This window comes from Desulfovibrio subterraneus (assembly GCF_013340285.1).
GTDB classification, from domain to species: Bacteria; Desulfobacterota; Desulfovibrionia; order Desulfovibrionales; family Desulfovibrionaceae; genus Halodesulfovibrio; species Halodesulfovibrio subterraneus.
On sequence record NZ_BLVO01000016.1, the window covers coordinates 702,911 to 719,478 of the forward strand.

The 16,568-nt window shown below is 47.7% G+C and carries 14 protein-coding genes; all 14 read left to right on the top strand.

Translation table 11 applies throughout. The annotated features are described in order from the left end of the window. The first annotated feature begins 30 nt into the window (after positions 1-30). The 14 genes from HUV30_RS17345 to HUV30_RS17410 all read left to right on the top strand — a co-directional run bounded on the left by HUV30_RS17345 (position 31) and on the right by HUV30_RS17410 (position 16,556). A complete protein-coding gene (locus HUV30_RS17345) occupies positions 31-1,965 on the top strand; it encodes an SH3 domain-containing protein (RefSeq protein ID WP_174406758.1) in 1,935 nt (644 codons plus the stop codon). 17 nt (positions 1,966-1,982) lie between these two features. Beyond that, entirely contained in the window at positions 1,983-2,453 is a 471-nt protein-coding gene (locus HUV30_RS17350) for a DUF1425 domain-containing protein (protein ID WP_174406759.1), read from the top strand. A 2-nt stretch (positions 2,454-2,455) separates the two neighbouring features. After that, positions 2,456-2,995: an LpoB-related protein gene (locus HUV30_RS17355; protein WP_174406760.1), complete on the top strand. Its 540-nt coding sequence runs from the start codon at positions 2,456-2,458 to the stop codon at positions 2,993-2,995. Between the two features lie 411 nt (positions 2,996-3,406). After that, positions 3,407-4,225 (top strand): glycosyltransferase family 2 protein, encoded by an 819-nt coding sequence (locus HUV30_RS17360; protein ID WP_174406761.1) that lies wholly within the window; start codon positions 3,407-3,409, stop codon positions 4,223-4,225. A gap of 461 nt (positions 4,226-4,686) precedes the next feature. After that, the gene (locus tag HUV30_RS17365; protein WP_174406762.1) at positions 4,687-5,829 is read left to right on the top strand and encodes a glycosyltransferase family 4 protein; all 1,143 of its coding nucleotides are present in this window, start codon (positions 4,687-4,689) and stop codon (positions 5,827-5,829) included. Then, positions 5,760-6,911, top strand: coding sequence for a glycosyltransferase family 4 protein (locus tag HUV30_RS17370; protein ID WP_205245250.1), 1,152 nt, complete (start codon positions 5,760-5,762; stop codon positions 6,909-6,911). Before HUV30_RS17365 ends, HUV30_RS17370 begins: the two co-directional genes overlap by 70 nt. Continuing rightward, complete coding sequence (locus HUV30_RS17375; protein ID WP_174406763.1) at positions 6,911-8,254, top strand: radical SAM/SPASM domain-containing protein; 1,344 nt, start codon at positions 6,911-6,913, stop codon at positions 8,252-8,254. Before HUV30_RS17370 ends, HUV30_RS17375 begins: the two co-directional genes overlap by 1 nt. Further along, on the top strand, positions 8,241-9,167 hold the full coding sequence (locus HUV30_RS17380; protein ID WP_174406764.1) for a hypothetical protein: 927 nt from the start codon (positions 8,241-8,243) through the stop codon (positions 9,165-9,167). Before HUV30_RS17375 ends, HUV30_RS17380 begins: the two co-directional genes overlap by 14 nt. Before the next feature lie 122 nt (positions 9,168-9,289). After that, positions 9,290-11,074 carry a methyltransferase domain-containing protein gene (locus tag HUV30_RS17385; protein WP_174406765.1) on the top strand — a complete coding sequence of 595 codons (1,785 nt, stop codon included), beginning with the start codon at positions 9,290-9,292 and terminating at the stop codon, positions 11,072-11,074. A 433-nt stretch (positions 11,075-11,507) separates the two neighbouring features. After that, positions 11,508-12,488, top strand: a complete 981-nt coding sequence (gene pseB, locus HUV30_RS17390; RefSeq protein ID WP_174406766.1) for a UDP-N-acetylglucosamine 4,6-dehydratase (inverting) — start codon at positions 11,508-11,510, stop codon at positions 12,486-12,488. 14 nt (positions 12,489-12,502) lie between these two features. Continuing rightward, positions 12,503-13,615: a UDP-4-amino-4,6-dideoxy-N-acetyl-beta-L-altrosamine transaminase gene (gene pseC, locus HUV30_RS17395; RefSeq protein ID WP_174406960.1), complete on the top strand. Its 1,113-nt coding sequence runs from the start codon at positions 12,503-12,505 to the stop codon at positions 13,613-13,615. 47 nt (positions 13,616-13,662) lie between these two features. Next, positions 13,663-14,544, top strand: coding sequence for an aldo/keto reductase (locus HUV30_RS17400; RefSeq protein WP_276512329.1), 882 nt, complete (start codon positions 13,663-13,665; stop codon positions 14,542-14,544). Next, positions 14,541-15,857 carry an aminotransferase class III-fold pyridoxal phosphate-dependent enzyme gene (locus tag HUV30_RS17405; protein ID WP_174406768.1) on the top strand — a complete coding sequence of 439 codons (1,317 nt, stop codon included), beginning with the start codon at positions 14,541-14,543 and terminating at the stop codon, positions 15,855-15,857. Before HUV30_RS17400 ends, HUV30_RS17405 begins: the two co-directional genes overlap by 4 nt. A 9-nt stretch (positions 15,858-15,866) precedes the next feature. Then, positions 15,867-16,556: an acylneuraminate cytidylyltransferase family protein gene (locus tag HUV30_RS17410; RefSeq protein ID WP_174406769.1), complete on the top strand. Its 690-nt coding sequence runs from the start codon at positions 15,867-15,869 to the stop codon at positions 16,554-16,556. The last annotated feature ends 12 nt before the right edge of the window (positions 16,557-16,568 follow it).

The window sequence follows — 16,568 nt, forward strand, 5'->3', positions numbered from 1 at the left end:
AAGAACGGCAATCTGGCAATGGTGCCGCTGATGACGAATTCGACCTCCACGAAGCAGGTGGAAGAAAAACCCGCTGTCGTTGTGCCGGATGCCAGCGCCACGGCTTTCGAGGCATGCAATGTCAGAAAGCAGGCAAGCACCAAGAGTCCGGTTGTCTTTCGGCTGGCGCAGGATCAGCAGGTTTTGCTGACCGGCCAATCCGGCGATTGGTATGTGATCAAAACGGAGCAGGGCGAGGGCTTTGTCTACCGCTCCCTGCTTGGGGTCAATCTGAGCCCGGGAGAAAGCTACTCCACCTCTCTTCTTGCCGGTAAAAAGCTCTACAAGGAAGCATCGCATAAAACAGCAGTGCTTGGTGTGACCGGGCAGGAGGCCTGCGGTGAGGTGCTTGGCCGCGAAGGGAAATATTATAAAGTCAGCTATGGTGAAACCACCGGATATGTCTTCCACAAGAACCTCGTTATCAATGTGGACAGCCGGTCCGTTCCCGAGCAGAAGGCAGGCCCGGACAATGTGGCGAAGGTGCAGGAGGTGCTGACCTCTTATGCTGAAAAGAATGCCAGTGTCCGCGGTAACTTTGCCCTGGGTAAATATGACGATGTGGCAGCCGAGCTTGATGAACGGTATGGCGCAGAAGACAATCTGGCGGATATTCCGGAACATGCCAATGAAATGGATCTGCTCCCTGCCATTGAGCGTGGCTATCTTGAGTTCGAAATGTCTCGCTACAATGAATCCGTGGCGTATTTCTCCGGGGCTGAGCAGACCTTGACTGACAGGGAAAACCGTTCCTCTTCCGGAAGCTTTGCCATGGGATGTTTTTCCGGCCTGGCAACCATGGTCGGCTTTGAAGAGGTAACTCCTTACGACGGGCCGGGTTTTGAAAAAGTCCTGATGCTCAACTACAAGGCGCTTGCCTATCTGATGAACGGGGAGCGCAAGGCCTATAACGTGACTCGCCGTGCCATCGAGATTCAGGGGCAGGAGCGTGAGGCGTTTGCCAAGCAGATAGAAGAGGCTCAGGCCAAGCTGGAAAAGGAAAAGCAGGAAGCCGTCGAGAAGCAGGCTAAGGAAATTGAGGCGCAGAACGTTGCCGGAAACGGAACGCAGCAGGGAGACAAGAAGGCGCAGGGGGTGGATTTTGCCAAGCTCGATTTCTCCAAGGTGCTGCTCCTGAATTCGGCGTCACAGGTGAAGCGGGCCAAAACTGTTCCCAGCGCTTTTGTGAATCCTTTTGGTGATTATCTGAATGCCGCCATTCTTGAGATTGACGGGTATGAAGATTCCGGCCAGCGGAGCGCAGCGAAAATCGCATACGAAAAGGCAGCTCAACTGCAGCCCAAATGTTCCGTGCTGGCAAAAGCCGCAAAGGATATGGACAAGAGCCCGAAAGGCCGTCTTGTGCATGTGATCGTGGCGGACGGTTTTGGTCCGGAAAAGACCATTCAGACAACGGGCATTCCCATTTCTTCTCTGCCGGTCATTGTCAAATCCGCCGTGTACAAGTCCGTTCCGTCGGACGTTGCATTTGCAGAGGTTGCGTACGGCAAGACCAATACGCGGCTTGAGTTGCTGGCGGATCTTGAGGCATTGGCACTGCGCTATGAGGCAGATGCTCTGCCTATGAATTCTGCAAAGATATTCACCAACATTCTGCGTTCCTATTTCGAGCGTCAGATGCTGTCCAATGCTGCAGGCGGATTCGGCGAAATTGCAGGGGCGCTGCACGACGCCATGTCAAAGCCGGACTCCCGCTCGTGGCTGACCATGCCCTGCACCATCAGCGTGCAGCGGTTGATGCTGCCGGAAAATGTCAGCTCGCTTACCCTTCGTACCCGCAACGCCAAGAACAAGGTGTTGAACACCGTTACCATCAACCTTCCTGCCAATGGTCCGTGCATTGTGTATGCGCGAAGCATGAATGAGAACCTCACTGCTCATGTGAGCAAGGGGTCCTGGCTGTAATCCCAAGAGGAGCAATTATGCGAAATACTCTGTTAACATTCTTTCTGTGTCTCATGCTCTCTCTTTCTCTCGGAGCATGCACCAGTGTCTACACCGGCAAACGCGTCACCTCTGATGCAGGTGCGGTAGTCGGGGCTACGGACAATACCGTTGAAATTGGCGACAGAACCAAATTCATCATCGCTTCTGAAGTTCTTCTCGGCAACGTCATGCTGGAGAATCCGCGCTTCAGAAGAGTGGGGAACTTCACGCAAGGCGCAGCAGTCATCCAGAACATCAGTGATGAACGGCTGTCTCTTGAATACATGGTAACGTGGCAGGATGAGCAGGGCTTCCCTATTGATGTCCCCCATGTCTGGCACCATATCACGCTCATGCCGCATATGTCCGAGCAGATTTCGTCCACGGGCAAGGCGAACAATGCCTATCACATGACCGTTGCAGTGCGTTTTCCCAATGAATCCCTTGAAGCCCCTGTGAGGAAGTAACAATGCAGTATTTCAGACTGATTCTCTTGTGCGCGGCCCTGATTGCCCTTGCGGGTTGTACTTCTTCTCTGGGCAACTCTTTCGGAGGACAGGGGAATGTAGGAATCGTGGACAGCAGCGAACGCACTCACCACGACACCAAGCTGACCGGCACTGACTTTGTGCAGTTCGCGGAAAAGGTGACGGACAAGATGCTGCGTTCCCCGCTGATTTCTTCCTGGGAAGGCAAGCGTCCCAAAGTGGTTGTCGGCCACCTGCTTAACAACACGATGGATGAGAATCTGCGCATTGCAGACATTCACGACCGTATTCAGGAAATGCTCATGGCATCAGGCGTAATGCGCGTGATGGATGCATCTTCCACGTCTTTTGACTACGTGATGAAGAACACCATAACCTCCACTGAACAGGGTAATTCCTCAACCGGAGAAAAGCTGGCCAACTATACGCTGATGCTCAAGATGTATACCATCGAAGGCGAACTGGTTGGCCAGTGGTCGGATGACCTTGTGCTTGCCAAGGGGAAAAGAAGCGTATTTTAATTTGTAGTTAATCGTTTTATAGCAGGCTCCTGCCGGTTAAGCGGCAGGAGCCTGCTTTGCTATAATATCACTCTATGTGGATATTTAGACCTGAGAACTATGGAAAGGGTGATAAACAGTCTGGTTGTATTTGGATTTCCCCATCAGTATGCGCTCCGGCACAAGGGTGGTGTTTGGGAGAAAATCGTGCTAATGTGATTTTATTGGAAATATTCTTTGATAGCAGATGGTTAGCGATATGGTTTTCGTTGATTTTAGCGGGTTTGCATGCAATGCCGACTCTTTTTCGGATGGCAATGATCTTCTGTTGGAACATACATCGGGTAGAAATTGATGCAGTCCTGTTTACTGAATGATTGTTATGGGGCCTTTGAAAAATTTGTCCAGAACGAGGCCGGTGGGCAGCCTAGAGTGTCTGTTCTTATGGCTGTCCATAATGGTCAGGAGACACTTGTCGAGGCCATTCAGTCTGTTTTGTCTCAACAGTATGAGGATTTTGAGTTTTTAATAGCTGACGACGGGTCAACGGATGAAACGTGGAATTTGTTGGTGCAGTGTGCAGCGAAAGATGCTCGGATTTCTATTTATCGACAGAGCAATATTGGACTAACTAAATCGCTTAATAGATTGTTATTGTTGGCAAAGGGTGAGTATGTTGCGCGCCAGGATGCCGATGATGTTTGGTTCCCGGATAAACTGTGCGCACAGCTGTGTGTCATGGACGATAACATGTCGTTGGGAGTTCTTGGCTCGGCTGCGGCAACACTGACGCGGGAAGGGGCGGTGGTAGAAGGGGCTTCCGTTGTGTCGGGAACTCTTGCTGTTGCGAGGGCTCTTGCCTGTTATAACCCCGTTGTTCACTCCTCTGTACTAATGCGAAGAAGTCTTCTTGTTAAGCATGGTGTATATGATGATGTATTTGATTGCGCGCAGGACTATGAATTATGGCTTCGTCTGAAGAAATATTGCGGCATTGATAATCTTGAAAAAGTGCTTTGCCTGAGGCGTGAATCTCCGGGAATGATCTCTGTGCGTAAGGCTCGAAGGCAGCGCTGTTTTGCATTAAGAGCAAAGTATAATCATTTAAGCTGGCGGGATGTCTCTTTTCCTATGATTGCTTGGGGAGTCAAAGACCTTCTATTTATAGTTGCACCTCTCAAGCTGCATGGCTTTGCTCGCACTGTTTTGAAAAGTGCACGCCAGATGGTGTCAAAAGCTAGCACATTGTGATTATGGTGTAACTTGCTATGATTGTATGAAAAATTAGGCGGATAAGGCTGTGTTGAGGCTGCTGTTCAATTGTGCTGAATATCCTCGCTGTGCATGGAATAAATTAAATGTCAGGTGTTGAGTGTGTGAATGCGGAGTTTGTGCTGCCTGAATGATGCGGTGAGCTATTGAGTTATTGGGTGTTTTTCATCGGATAGAGCCGTGTTGTGCGCCATCCTCGCGTAGTCTCGTAAATGTATATGATTTGAACAGGTATTAATGTGTGTCCTGATGTGCTTTGAAGCTCGGATCGCGGCAAATATGAAGGAGTGCAGAGTTGTGAGGGCATTGGGTTCATTTGATAATACTGGATATCCGGTCCGGTTGTTTGAAGGCGAGCTGGCAGGGGCTGGTCCGAATTGTGGTTATTACCATCCTCGGATTGGTGAGGCTTGTGACTCTGGTCGATTGGATGGCAATCGATGAAGCTGGTCCTTTTTTTTACACGTGGCATGTCGTTGCGTCAGTGGGTTGCCCAAGGCCTTTTTGACAGAGAAAAGCTGCTGTATGAAGGCTTGCTGGCATCGGGGAGGTGCAGCAGGATCTGGTGGGTGACTTATGGCTCGAATGATGCGGAAGTGTACAACGAGCTGGTTGCGCAGGGGCGAATTCTCGAGAATATTGCAGTACTCTCCATGCCGCGCGTGTTTGAGTCCAAACTTGGGAAGTGGGTTTGGAGTGTTCTGGCTCCGTTTTTTTTCTCTGCCGTTATCAGGCTGGCTGATGTAGTCAAAACGAATCAAATGGACGGGGCGTGGTCAGCGGCCATTGCCAGCTGGTTGCATCATAAGCCCCTCTACGTTCGTACGGGGTATACCTGGTCGCTGTTTGAGCGGGGAACTGGTTGGAAAAGTGCCGTCCGACGTGGTTTTGCACGTTTGTGTGAACGTTTGATGTATCGTGCCTCCACTGTGGCTGCTGTGAGTAGTAAAGCGGATCTGGCCATACTTCAGGCCAGGCATGCCGGGCTTGGCGATCGTATCTTCTTATTACCAAACTACATTGATACCAACTTGTTCAACCCAGCTTCTGCCGTGGAACGAGAAGAGCGGGTGTTGTTTGTTGGCCGGTTGACTGCCCAGAAGAATCTTGAAGTGCTGATTAGGGCTGCGCATCAGGTTGGCCTCCCTCTTGATCTGGTGGGGCAGGGTGAAGAAGAGGCAAATCTTCGGCGCGTTGTAAGTGGGCTTCAGGCAGATGTTCGTTATCTGGGCAGGGTGTCTAATTCAGACTTACCCGACGTAATGAGGAAATATCGATATTTTGCGTTGGTTTCACATTACGAAGGAATGCCCAAAGCATTGCTGGAGGCTATGGCTTGCGGGTGTTTATGTGTCGGTACCGATGTGGAAGGCATCAGGGAAGTTGTCACTGATGGGGTGACGGGAATTCTAGCGCCTTCTGTGGGGCTTGACTCTGTGCGGGATGCGCTTGTCCGCGCTGTTGGTGTGAGGGATGGTCTTTTGGGAGAGGCCGCTTCACAGTATGTTGTTTCATGCTTCTCGTTTCAAAATATTTTGGAAATGGAAGCTCAGATCCTAAGAAGGGCCAAGGCTGGTGTTTAATGAGCTGTAGTAAGTTTTATAATGTATTTTCTAACGTAGTTAGGTCCGCATTTTTAATCCCAAAGTCTACAATTTTTTTATCAAAGGAAGTTGATAACTGGTCTTTGTTTTGGGATGTTCATTATGTGCATAAAATATTGATAGACGCAGGACTTAGATCTGAAGTTTGTTTCGATATCGGTTTGTTGCGGCAGACTATTTTTTATGTCAATAAATATATATTGCTAAAGCCTCGGTTGCGATTGCACGGAATGAATACTGTGACAATGGCATATTATCATGGATATCCAGGGACTGGATGCAATGAAAGTGATGGGTGTTTTGCATCGCTGGAAAAGTATCATCAGAGAATAGGGCGAATCCAATATACCCATCAGCGTATGGGGGATTATCTTTTAGAGGCTGGAGTTCCTCAATGGAAACTCCGGAAAATTTATATCGGAGTTGATGATAAGCATTTCTCTCCGGTTTCCGATGGCCGGAAAAAAGAGATTCGGTGTAAGCTGGGTATTCCAGAGAGTGCAATTGTCGTTGGTTCGTTTCAAAAAGATGGTCAGGGATGGGGCGATGGCACGGAGCCCAAGCTTATAAAAGGGCCCGATATCTTCGTTGATACGATGAGGATGCTGAAAGGCTTAGTGCCGGAGTTGCATGTCTTGTTGACAGGCCCCGCCCGAGGGTTTGTTAAAGCTGGTTTGTCGGCTTCGGGAATACCGCATACCCACTTGTGTCTTGATCGTTATCATGATCTGCCGGAGTTGTATAACGCTTTGGATTTGTATCTTGTCTCTTCAAGAGAGGAGGGGGGGCCCAAGGCGGTGCTTGAGAGTATGGCGTCGGGGGTACCTTTGGTTTCAACCCCTGTTGGGCAGGCTGTTGAACTGATCTGTCCGGAAGTGAATGGGCTTTTGTCGACAGGTTTTTCGCCTGAGGAATTAAGTTCCTTGTGTTACAAAGGGATTGGGGATGTTGCGTTGCGCAAGCAAATGGTAGAATCTGGTATTCATACAGCTGGTCTCAATACATATGCCAGCCAGACAGAGTTATGGTTAGACTTTTTTGAAGGTATCGAGGTGGACTAGTGTTAAGAATAGTAAAAGATTTACTGCGCAACGTGTTGAAAACTCCTTTATCTAAAGTTATTGGGTTGTTAGTTCCTGATTTTGGGCGATTTTCACGTATTAAGAATGTTTTTTTGAATGGGTACGAATGCTCCCAGGGAGTTGAGGAGGTATCGTCTTATCCAACCCATGTCCGTATCGCTCCTGTTTCTGTGTGCAATTACAGGTGTTTGTTTTGTGAAATCCACAAAGATAACAAGCTGTATCCCAAAAGAGCGAAAAATGAATTGACTATGGAGAGGGTTCGGGAATGGCGTACTTTTCTCTCCAGGGCGTATGCCCTTTCTTTTTTTGGAGGCTCAGAAGAGCCTTTGTTGTGTAAGGATTTCGGGGAAATTTGTCGTGAATTGAAGCGCAATGGAACCCGATTGATGGTTAATACAAATGCTTCTCTGCTGACTCCGGAGTTGTCAGATGTCTTGGTAGATATCGGTTTTGATGAAATTCTTGTTTCATACCATGCTGGGACAGATAAAAATTATAAGTTCTTAATGACAGGCAACAAGAACAGAGTTGATGCCAACTTGAGTTATTTGAAAGATTTGAAGGCTAAGACAGGGTCGAAACTGCCTGTTGTCAATTTTAATTACGCACTTCATAAGCTGAACGCTAATGATCATGAAAAAATAGCTGTTTCAGCAAGAGAGTTGGGGGTTTCTGCTGTCATTGTGAATAAGTATTATGGCGGGAGAAATGCTCTTGATTGCTACGATGTGGCTTATGATAAGGAGCCGGATGTTGGCAACCGAGTGCTTGATGAGATTTACACGTTTGCCAAGGGAGTGAGTGTTCGTCTCGCTCCTGCTGCTCCTGACTATTGGAAAGAGTCTCAGTTGATTGAAGGTGATGGTTTGGAGTGTGTTTGCGATGCTCCATGGAAAAGTATGCATTTTAACCCCGTTCTGGATGCTGCAGATTGTCACTATGTCGGGGTGTGTAACAGAATTGAGCTGTTTAAGATTGATTACAGCAAGATTAATCTTGGTGATGATGTTGTATTTTCAAAGATTTGGAATTCTTCAGTGCTTAAGTATTTAAGGAGAACTGTAAACGCTGGTGGCGCAATAAACAGTATCTGCCGGTTCTGCAAAAATCCAAACAGAGCATACTGGAGAAACGTTGATCCTGCTAAATACGCAGCGATGCGTGATGATGCTGTTAAGAAGTTCTTTGAAGAGGTGCGAGCGGTGATGGGAGAAGTCGCAAGTGTTGACGGTGTGATTGTTCTTAATTGCAACCCGAATGCAGACATCCTTTTGAATGTTGATAGAAACGATACGGTTTCAGGTAATGATGCAGATTGAGAATGTTGATTGTATTCCAGAATTAGACGCTGGGGTGAGGCACCATTTCAGTGTTGTTGAAGATGGGCTTAAACATGAGCTTTTGTTTTTGAAAAAAGATATAAACCTAATCGTTTTTTTGCCAAGTTGGAATTCGAAGCGGAAGGCGATTTATTCTTCACGACCTGAGTTTACCCGCAACGCCTGGTGTGATTTGCCGTATAGTACGGTTTGTGTCAGTGATCCAACCATGCTTGATTACCCCGATGTGCGTAGTGGTTGGCACTTGGGGCGAGCAGATTGTGATGCGCTGGATGGACTTATTCGTATTATCCAGAAAATTCGAACCGTAAATGGTATGAATGGGAAATTGTTGTTTTACGGTTCATCGATGGGTGGGTTTACAGCGCTTAGGGCTGCATCATGCATTGAAGGAGCATTGGCTATCGCTGAAGTGCCACAGCTTGACCTGCGTAAGTTCAAGCCGTCTCGATTGCTTCTAGGTAATATCTTTAATATAAATTTTGAAGAAAATGTTTACCCAAGCAATATTGTTCATAGAATTAATGTCATAGATATGTTTGTTGAAAAACAAAATGTTCCTCGATGCTATATAGTGCAGAAAGAATCTGACCAGCTGCATTTGAAAGAGCATTTGCTCCCATTCTTATCTCAGTTGTATAATCTTCCATTCTCATCCGATAATATTCATGTTGAGATAATTGGGGCAGGTGCTGATGCGTCTGGGCACTCGGCGTTATCAAAGCATGAAGCCATGAGCAGAATAGATTTTATGCTCGGTGGAGGCTGTTGTGATGGTAGTGGCCCCGGTGTTTGGAGAATGCTGGTCCAAAGTGTATTAAGTCACTCTTCCGTGGCAAAGGTAAGTGCCTTTGTTGGTGCTGTCTATAACCGTGTGCGTTCTAAGTTTTAGGTGAAATTGTGCAGGGATCACAGGCTAAAGTTTTTATCGTAAGTCCAGGTGTAGAGGGCCCTTGGGGTGGCGGGGCTCAGTTTATAAAAGCTCTGGCGGGAGCCTTGGCGGAGAGAGGGGGATTGGCAATATCTGCTCGGTGCGCGGACGTGTTTCTTTTTAACGCATCACCAGGCAATTTAGACCATTGTCTTTATAAGTTGTTGGCGCTTCGCCTCCGATATCCTGATGTTCCTATGGTAATGAGGGTGGATGGTCCGATCTATTGCACACGAGGGCAGGACAAAGATTACGATAAGGCGTTTCACCTGCTTGCTCGAAAGTGGTTTAACGGTGTGGTTTTTCAATCGGAATGGAGCCGAAGGCAGCATATGAAATTGGGGATGTGCGGTGATTGGGCTGAAACCGTTATCGTCAACGCGCCAGATCCTGCCAAATTTTATCGGAAAAAGCAGACTACTCCATCTCGCCCCTGTCATATTATTGCTACAAGTTGGTCGGCCAATGTTCGTAAGGGGTTTGATGTATATCAATGGCTTGATGATAATTTAGATTTTAAGCGTTATTCCATGACTTTTGTAGGTAATGCACCTGTAGAATTTTCAAATATTAAACACGTTCAACCCTTGAACAGTGAAGCCCTCGGCGATTTGCTTCGCAGTTCGGATATCTATATAACTGCTTCCCGGCACGACCCATGCTCCAATTCTTTGGTCGAAGCGAGGCATTGTGGGTTGCCTGTGGTTGCTTTTAATGACGGAGGACATCCCGAGCTTGTGCGGTCTGGAGGATTGCTGTTTGACAATGTTGAAGCGCTCCCTGAACTGCTTGATAAGATTTGTGCAGAGTACGAGAGCTTTACGTCACGCTTTGATTTGCCCAGTTTAGGGGCTGTTTCCGATTCTTATTTGGAGTTTTGTTGCAGTCAGGCGCAGATATCGAGGCAGAAGCAGATGGGCTTTGGGCTTAAGCTTGCCAGTCGAGTTCAAAGCGGTGGGGTAGCTTTGCGCGTGTTGTGGCGAATTTTTTTGGCGAGAATCAAAAGGAAGTTTGGTGTGTTGATGCGCAGGAGCTGTGGCAACGATGTTCTGCCTGTACGTGCAGAGGGAGAGGTTCGGCCGATACCCGATACCTTTGAGGAGTTTCAGGAACGTCTGTCCGCCTATTATCATGATTACTATTGTAACGTGTTGGGGCTTCCAGATTGGCAAAAACGGGTTCAGATACGCTTACAGGAAGAAAATTCGTTTGGTGAAAGGGTTGTCCTGAAATTTGAGCAAATTACTGGGGTAGAATTAACAGATAAGAAGGTTCTGGTTGTCGGGTCGGGAACAGGTGCTGAGATCGGATCGCTTTTGCGCAGAACGGCTCAGGTTTATGGTGTGGAGCCTGGGGGGGAGGGAGTGGCTCTGTGCCGTTATCGTGTCAGTGTTGCCGGAGGAGCTCCTGAGCAGGTGCAATTGGGGGTTGCTGAGGCCCTCCCGTGGGAGGATGGTTTTTTTGACGTAGTATTATGTAGTACGGTGCTCGAACATGTTCAATGTGTTGAGCGTGCGATATCTGAGATGGTGCGAGTTTGCAGAAAGGGAGGAAGAGTCTTTATGGCCTTGCCGGATTATAGGTATCCATACGAAGATCATTATAAAATGCTTATGCCGACCTTTTTGCCGAAGGTTGCGCTCAAGGCCTATCTCAAGCTTCGCAGGCGACCTGTGGATTTCTTGGATACGCTTAATTTTTTGACTGCTACTCAGGTGGACAGCATTCTGCATGCTTTGGGCGGCCGTGGCGTGGATTTCATTCGCTATATTGAAGCGTTGCCAGCGGGGCGCGTGCATCCTCTTGTTTGGTGGTATGCGCGTCTGCGGAATGTGACGAAGATGCAGAGGATTGTGTTGTTTCCATAGTTCTTGAAAGTGGTTGGATAGATTTTGAACAAAAAAAGAGGTGAAGGGCTTTAGTTAAATTTATTCAAGGGAGCTGCCCGCTTCAGGTTTGCTTTGGTGGTTTGGGTTTGGCCCGGGCTTGCTTGACACCCCTTGATGTTTGGGCTAGTCGCCCGTGTATTTAGCAAATCTTTTCGGTAAGTTCATTTTAGGTGTTGGGACCGGAAAGGCTTGGCAATGGTTGTATCTGCTTTGTCTCGCTGGTATTGTTCTATCAAGCCTGTTCTAAGTATTTTGCCGCCTCTCAGGCGGTTTTGATTTCAACGTGTGAATCATTGCAACTGGAGAAGGCGAGGTTTGGCTTTGTCTCAGTCTCTTTTGTCAGGTGGGCTTGGTTGTCGAGTTTGACTTAGAAGCAGGCTGGATTTGTGATATTATTTGAAAAGGATCATATATGTTTAATGGAAAAAAAATATTAATTACCGGTGGGACAGGATCGTTTGGTAAAGCGTGTGTAAAAGCCTTGTTGTCTGGATACAGCCCTGAACGGATAATCATTTTCTCTCGGGATGAATTGAAACAATTTGAAATGGCTCAAGATTTCAGCACTGCTGATCATCCTTGCTTGCGCTATTTTATAGGTGATGTGCGCGATAAAGAAAGATTGTATCGCGCTTTCAGAGGTGTTGATTATATCATACATGCAGCGGCATTGAAGCAGGTTCCTGCTGCAGAGTATAACCCCACAGAATGCATAAAAACTAACGTTTATGGTGCTCAAAATATTGTTAATGTTGCCGCAGATGTGGGGGTGAAACATGTTGTTGCCCTCTCAACAGATAAAGCGGTCAGTCCTGTGAACCTTTATGGAGCTACCAAACTTTGTTCAGACAAATTGTTTATTGCTGCCAATGCCTTTATAGCCTCTGATACAAAGTTTTCTGTTGTCCGCTATGGAAATGTAATGGGGAGTCGTGGCAGCGTTATTCCCTTTTTTATTCAGAAGCGTGACGAGGGAAAAGTATTGCCGATTACCGACCCGCGTATGACCCGTTTTTGGATAACTCTCGAGGAGAGTGTGAAAATGGTTCTTGCCTCGTTTGAGTTTGCCGGTGGAGGCGAGGTGCTTATTCCCAAGATTCCGAGTATGAAAATTACTGATCTTGCCGAAGCAATCGCTCCTGGTTGCCAGACAGAGATCGTTGGTATTCGCCCCGGTGAAAAAATTCATGAGGTTATGATTACATCAGAAGACTCCCGGCATACGGTGGATATTGGTAATTACTATGTTATCAAGCCGGAAACATTCAAATATCGTGGGCCGGATGGTGCTCCGGTAGATGATGGTTTCACCTATTCGTCTGGAGAGAATTCGGATTGGCTTTCTGTTGATGATCTGAGGGCGGTTCTGCGTATGCAAGGGTTTGCTATTTAGTCTGGAGTTAGATGATGACAGATTATTTACCCTACGGCCGACACATCATTGATGATGAGGATATTGCAGCCGTTGTCGGGGTGTTAAAGGGAGATTGGTTGACTACCGGTCCCTCTGTTGCATTGTTTGAAGAGGCCGTTGCTGCCCTTGCCGGTGTGGAGCATGCTGTCGCTGTTAATAGCGGAACTGCTGCGTTGCATTGTGCATATCATGCCCTCGGCATCGGGCCTGGTGATGAGGTGGTTGTGCCTGCAATGACCTTCGCCGCTACTGCGAACGCTGTTTGTTATTGCGGAGCGCGCCCCGTATTCGTTGATGTGCTTGAAGATAATCTTTTGATTGACCCAGACGCAATAGAGGCCTGCATTACTCCTAAGACGAAAGCAATTGTGGGGGTCGATTATGCTGGGCATCCCTGCGATTGGAAGGCGTTGAGGAGTCTCGCTGACAGATATGGCGTTGCCTTGGTTGCTGATGCCTGCCACTCAATTGGTGGTGCATTAGATGGAGAGCCAGTGGGGTCTTTGGCTGATATCAGTGTTTTTAGTTTTCATCCGGTAAAGCACGTTACAACGGGAGAAGGGGGGATGGCTGTTACTGACGATGCAGCCCTCGCAGCGCGTATGCGAACCTTCAGAAACCATGGCATAACATCAGATGCTGCGCAGAGAGAAAAGACGCATTCCTGGTATTATGAAATGGTTGATCTTGGATTTAATTACCGCATAACCGACATTCAATGCGCGTTGGGAATCTCTCAGCTTTCTAAGCTTTCTCGGTGGATTGAGAAGCGGAATGAACTTGCAAAGCAGTATGATGCCGCCTTTATGGGGACAGGTGTTGTGCCCCTCCTGCAACGTGGAAATATCCAGCACGCTTACCATCTCTACGTAGTTAGATGTGAGAATCGGAATGATTTGTTCGTTCGGTTGCGTACTGAAGGGATTGGGGTAAATGTACACTATATCCCAGTATATCTCCATCCGTACTACGCTGAAAAGGGCTATGCTAAAGGGCTTTGTCCTGTTGCGGAGAAGGCTTATGGTGAAGTGCTGACCCTTCCCCTATGGCCGGGGATGGAGGCTGCGGACATTGAGCGTGTTGTGCAGGCGCTTGTTATGATTTAACAGTTTTCATACTTGCTGGTGGTATTATTTTGTTCAACGCTTCTCGTTTGGTTCTTGGAACAGCTCAGCTTGGAATGCCATATGGGGTCGCTAATAGCCTAGGAAGGCCCGATCAGGATATGGCGAGACGAATTGTGCGCCAAGCCTGGGAAAATGGTGTTACTTTTTTTGATACAGCGCAGGCATATGCTGATAGCGAGTTGGTCCTCGGTGATGCTCTGCATTGTATTGGCGCAGAAGCCCGTGCGAACGTAATCACAAAACTCCATCCCCGGTTCTTTCGGGAGTCTCCATCTCTCATTCTTGCTGAACTCTCTCGGTCTCTTCAAAGATGTCAGGTGAAGTCTTTCTACGGGGTGATGTTGCACGATGAAAGTGGTTGCGATCTGCTGGCGTGTGGACTGGGAGAAGCGTTGGCAGAGGCCCGTAACAGCGGTATGGCGCGCAGTATTGGTGTGTCGGTATATACGCCACGGAGAGCCATTGAGGCTCTGAAAAATAAATTGATTACGCAAATTCAGCTGCCAGCAAACATAGTTGACCGCCGTTTTTCGAAGCAGTATGTTTTTGAGATGGCTGAGGAGCAAGGGAAGCAGGTGTTTATTCGCGGAGCCCTCCTTCAAGGAGTGCTTTGTTTAAATCCTGACCAATTGCCACAGCGCGTTCAGCATGCTGCTACTATGCTTGAAGAGTATATCGAGTTTTGTAGACGACATGGTTTGGCTCCGGCAGCAGCAGCTTTAACGTATCTTAAGAATAAGTTTTCCTCTGCATTTGTTCTTTTTGGTGCCGAAACCGAAGAGCAGGTCGTGCAGAATATAGGATACTGGAAAACAGCAGTGCCTTCAGGTTTTATGGAAGAGGCTGATCTTCTTTTTAAAGAACAGGACGAGTTGGTCCTTAATCCATCCAATTGGCCGAAAAAATGAATAATTTCAAGTCTCAAGAATATCAAGGGCGGGCGAAGAAAAGTATTCCCGGTATGACTCAACTCCTTTCAAAGCGCCCGGATCGGTTTTCAATGGGGGTTTGGCCAACATACTATGAAAAGGCTGAAGGAATTAAAGTCTGGGACTTAGACGGCAACGTGTATCGTGATTTTAGTATCGGGGGGGTAGGGGCTAATATTTTAGGCTATGCCGACCCGGATGTGAACGATGCTGTTATTGGAGCCATTCAAAAGGGATCCAGTTCTTCTTTAAACTGCTATGAAGAAGTTGAGCTTGCAGAGTTGCTTTGCGAGCTTCACCCATGGGCAGAGATGGTGCGCTATGCTCGTAGTGGCGGTGAGGCTATGGCCATGGCCGTGAGGATCGCAAGAGCGCGCACGGGAAAAGATGTTGTAGCATTCTGCGGGTATCACGGGTGGCATGATTGGTATCTGGCGGCTAATTTAGGCGAGAAAGATGGTTTGAAAGGGCAGCTGCAGGCGGGATTGAACCCTAGAGGTGTGCCTGCTGGTCTGAAAGATACTGCTTTTCCGTTTTTTTATAATGACTTAGATGCCCTCAGAGCTATTGTTGAAAAGCACGGCAATAATTTGGCTGCCATAGTTATGGAGCCTATCCGCCACTTTATCCCTACGCCTGAGTTTATGCCTGGCGTTATGTCTATTGCAAAAGATACCGGGGCGGTTTTGATTGTTGATGAGATTTCGGCCGGATTCCGTCTTGTTTCCGGTGGAGCGCATTTAACGTTGGGGCTGGTTCCTGATATCGCAGTTTTTTCTAAAGCTATGGGTAATGGATTTCCTATTGCAGCAGTTGTTGGAAAGAAAGATGTTATGGAGGCTTCGCAAACGTCCTTCATCAGTTCGACAATGTGGACGGAGCGGGTTGGGCCTGTCGCTGCCTTGGCCACAATCAAGAAACATAGAAAATTGAATGTAGCAGATCATCTTTGTGCAATGGGTAAAGAAGTGAAGCTCGGGTGGAGCAGCCTTGCTGCGAAGCACGGACTGGATTTGTCTGTTTCTGGGCTTGATCCTGTCGGACATTTCTCATTTAATTTTGCTGACAATCTTCATGCAAGGGCATTCTTTGTTCAAGAAATGTTGAAGAATGGATTTCTGGCAACGGATAGCTTTTATGCAATGTATGCTCATACAGCAGAGGATGTTTCGGACTACCTTAATGCTGTTGATGTCGTGTTCGCTTCTCTTCGTAAGGTTCTAGATGAAGGGCGATTGAAAGAATCCTTGGAAGGCCTTCCTGCAGTAGCAGGGTTTACCCGTATAGCCTAGGGAGGGGCAATGAAGAGGATTGCAATTATCCCGGCGAGGGGAGGCTCTAAGAGGTTACCTCGCAAGAACGTACTCCCGCTGCAAGGCAAGCCGCTTTTAGCGTACTCTATCGAGACAGCTCTCGAAAGTGGGGTGTTTGACAGCGTCTATGTGTCGAGTGATGACAAAGAGGCCTTGCAAATCGCGAAGGAGTATAACGTTTCTATTGCGGTTCGCCCCCCTCATCTTGCGACAGACCAGGCTACCGTTGCCCAGACCTGTTTGGATTTACTATCCTCACTGGCCCGTCAGGGCGCCAGTTATGACGAGGTTTGTTGCCTATATGCAACGTCACCCCTTCGGACATCTCAAGATATAGTCAACACCCTGGAATTGCTCAAGAAACCTGGGGTCTGCTTTTCGCGTTCAGTGTGCGGGTACCCCTTACCGCCTTGGCAAGCCCAAAGAGAGGACGAAGACGGTAATTTGTCTTATTTTTGGCCTAGTTATGCTGACAAGAAGTCTCAAGAGCTCCCGCACCTAGTTGTTGATAATGGGAGTATCTATGCTGCCAAGGTTCCGGACTTTTTTAAATATGGATGCTTTTCCGGACCGGGAACTCGTGGGTATGAGATGCCCTATAGTCGATCTGTTGACATAAACACGATGGATGACTTCAAGATTGTCGAACTGCTAGTTTTCCAAAACTATAAACAATAGAGAAGTGAATAG

Bases quoted from the DNA above. Each gene is read 5' to 3' on its own strand.
- HUV30_RS17345 (WP_174406758.1), top strand. From the start codon at position 31: ATGACGAATTCGACCTCCACGAAGCAGGTGGAAGAAAAACCCGCTGTC.
- HUV30_RS17350 (WP_174406759.1), top strand. From the start codon at position 1,983: ATGCGAAATACTCTGTTAACATTCTTTCTGTGTCTCATGCTCTCTCTT.
- HUV30_RS17355 (WP_174406760.1), top strand. From the start codon at position 2,456: ATGCAGTATTTCAGACTGATTCTCTTGTGCGCGGCCCTGATTGCCCTT.
- HUV30_RS17365 (WP_174406762.1), top strand. From the start codon at position 4,687: ATGAAGCTGGTCCTTTTTTTTACACGTGGCATGTCGTTGCGTCAGTGG.
- HUV30_RS17370 (WP_205245250.1), top strand. From the start codon at position 5,760: ATGCTTCTCGTTTCAAAATATTTTGGAAATGGAAGCTCAGATCCTAAG.
- HUV30_RS17380 (WP_174406764.1), top strand. From the start codon at position 8,241: ATGATGCAGATTGAGAATGTTGATTGTATTCCAGAATTAGACGCTGGG.
- pseB (WP_174406766.1), top strand. From the start codon at position 11,508: ATGTTTAATGGAAAAAAAATATTAATTACCGGTGGGACAGGATCGTTT.
- pseC (WP_174406960.1), top strand. From the start codon at position 12,503: ATGACAGATTATTTACCCTACGGCCGACACATCATTGATGATGAGGAT.
- HUV30_RS17405 (WP_174406768.1), top strand. From the start codon at position 14,541: ATGAATAATTTCAAGTCTCAAGAATATCAAGGGCGGGCGAAGAAAAGT.
- HUV30_RS17410 (WP_174406769.1), top strand. From the start codon at position 15,867: ATGAAGAGGATTGCAATTATCCCGGCGAGGGGAGGCTCTAAGAGGTTA.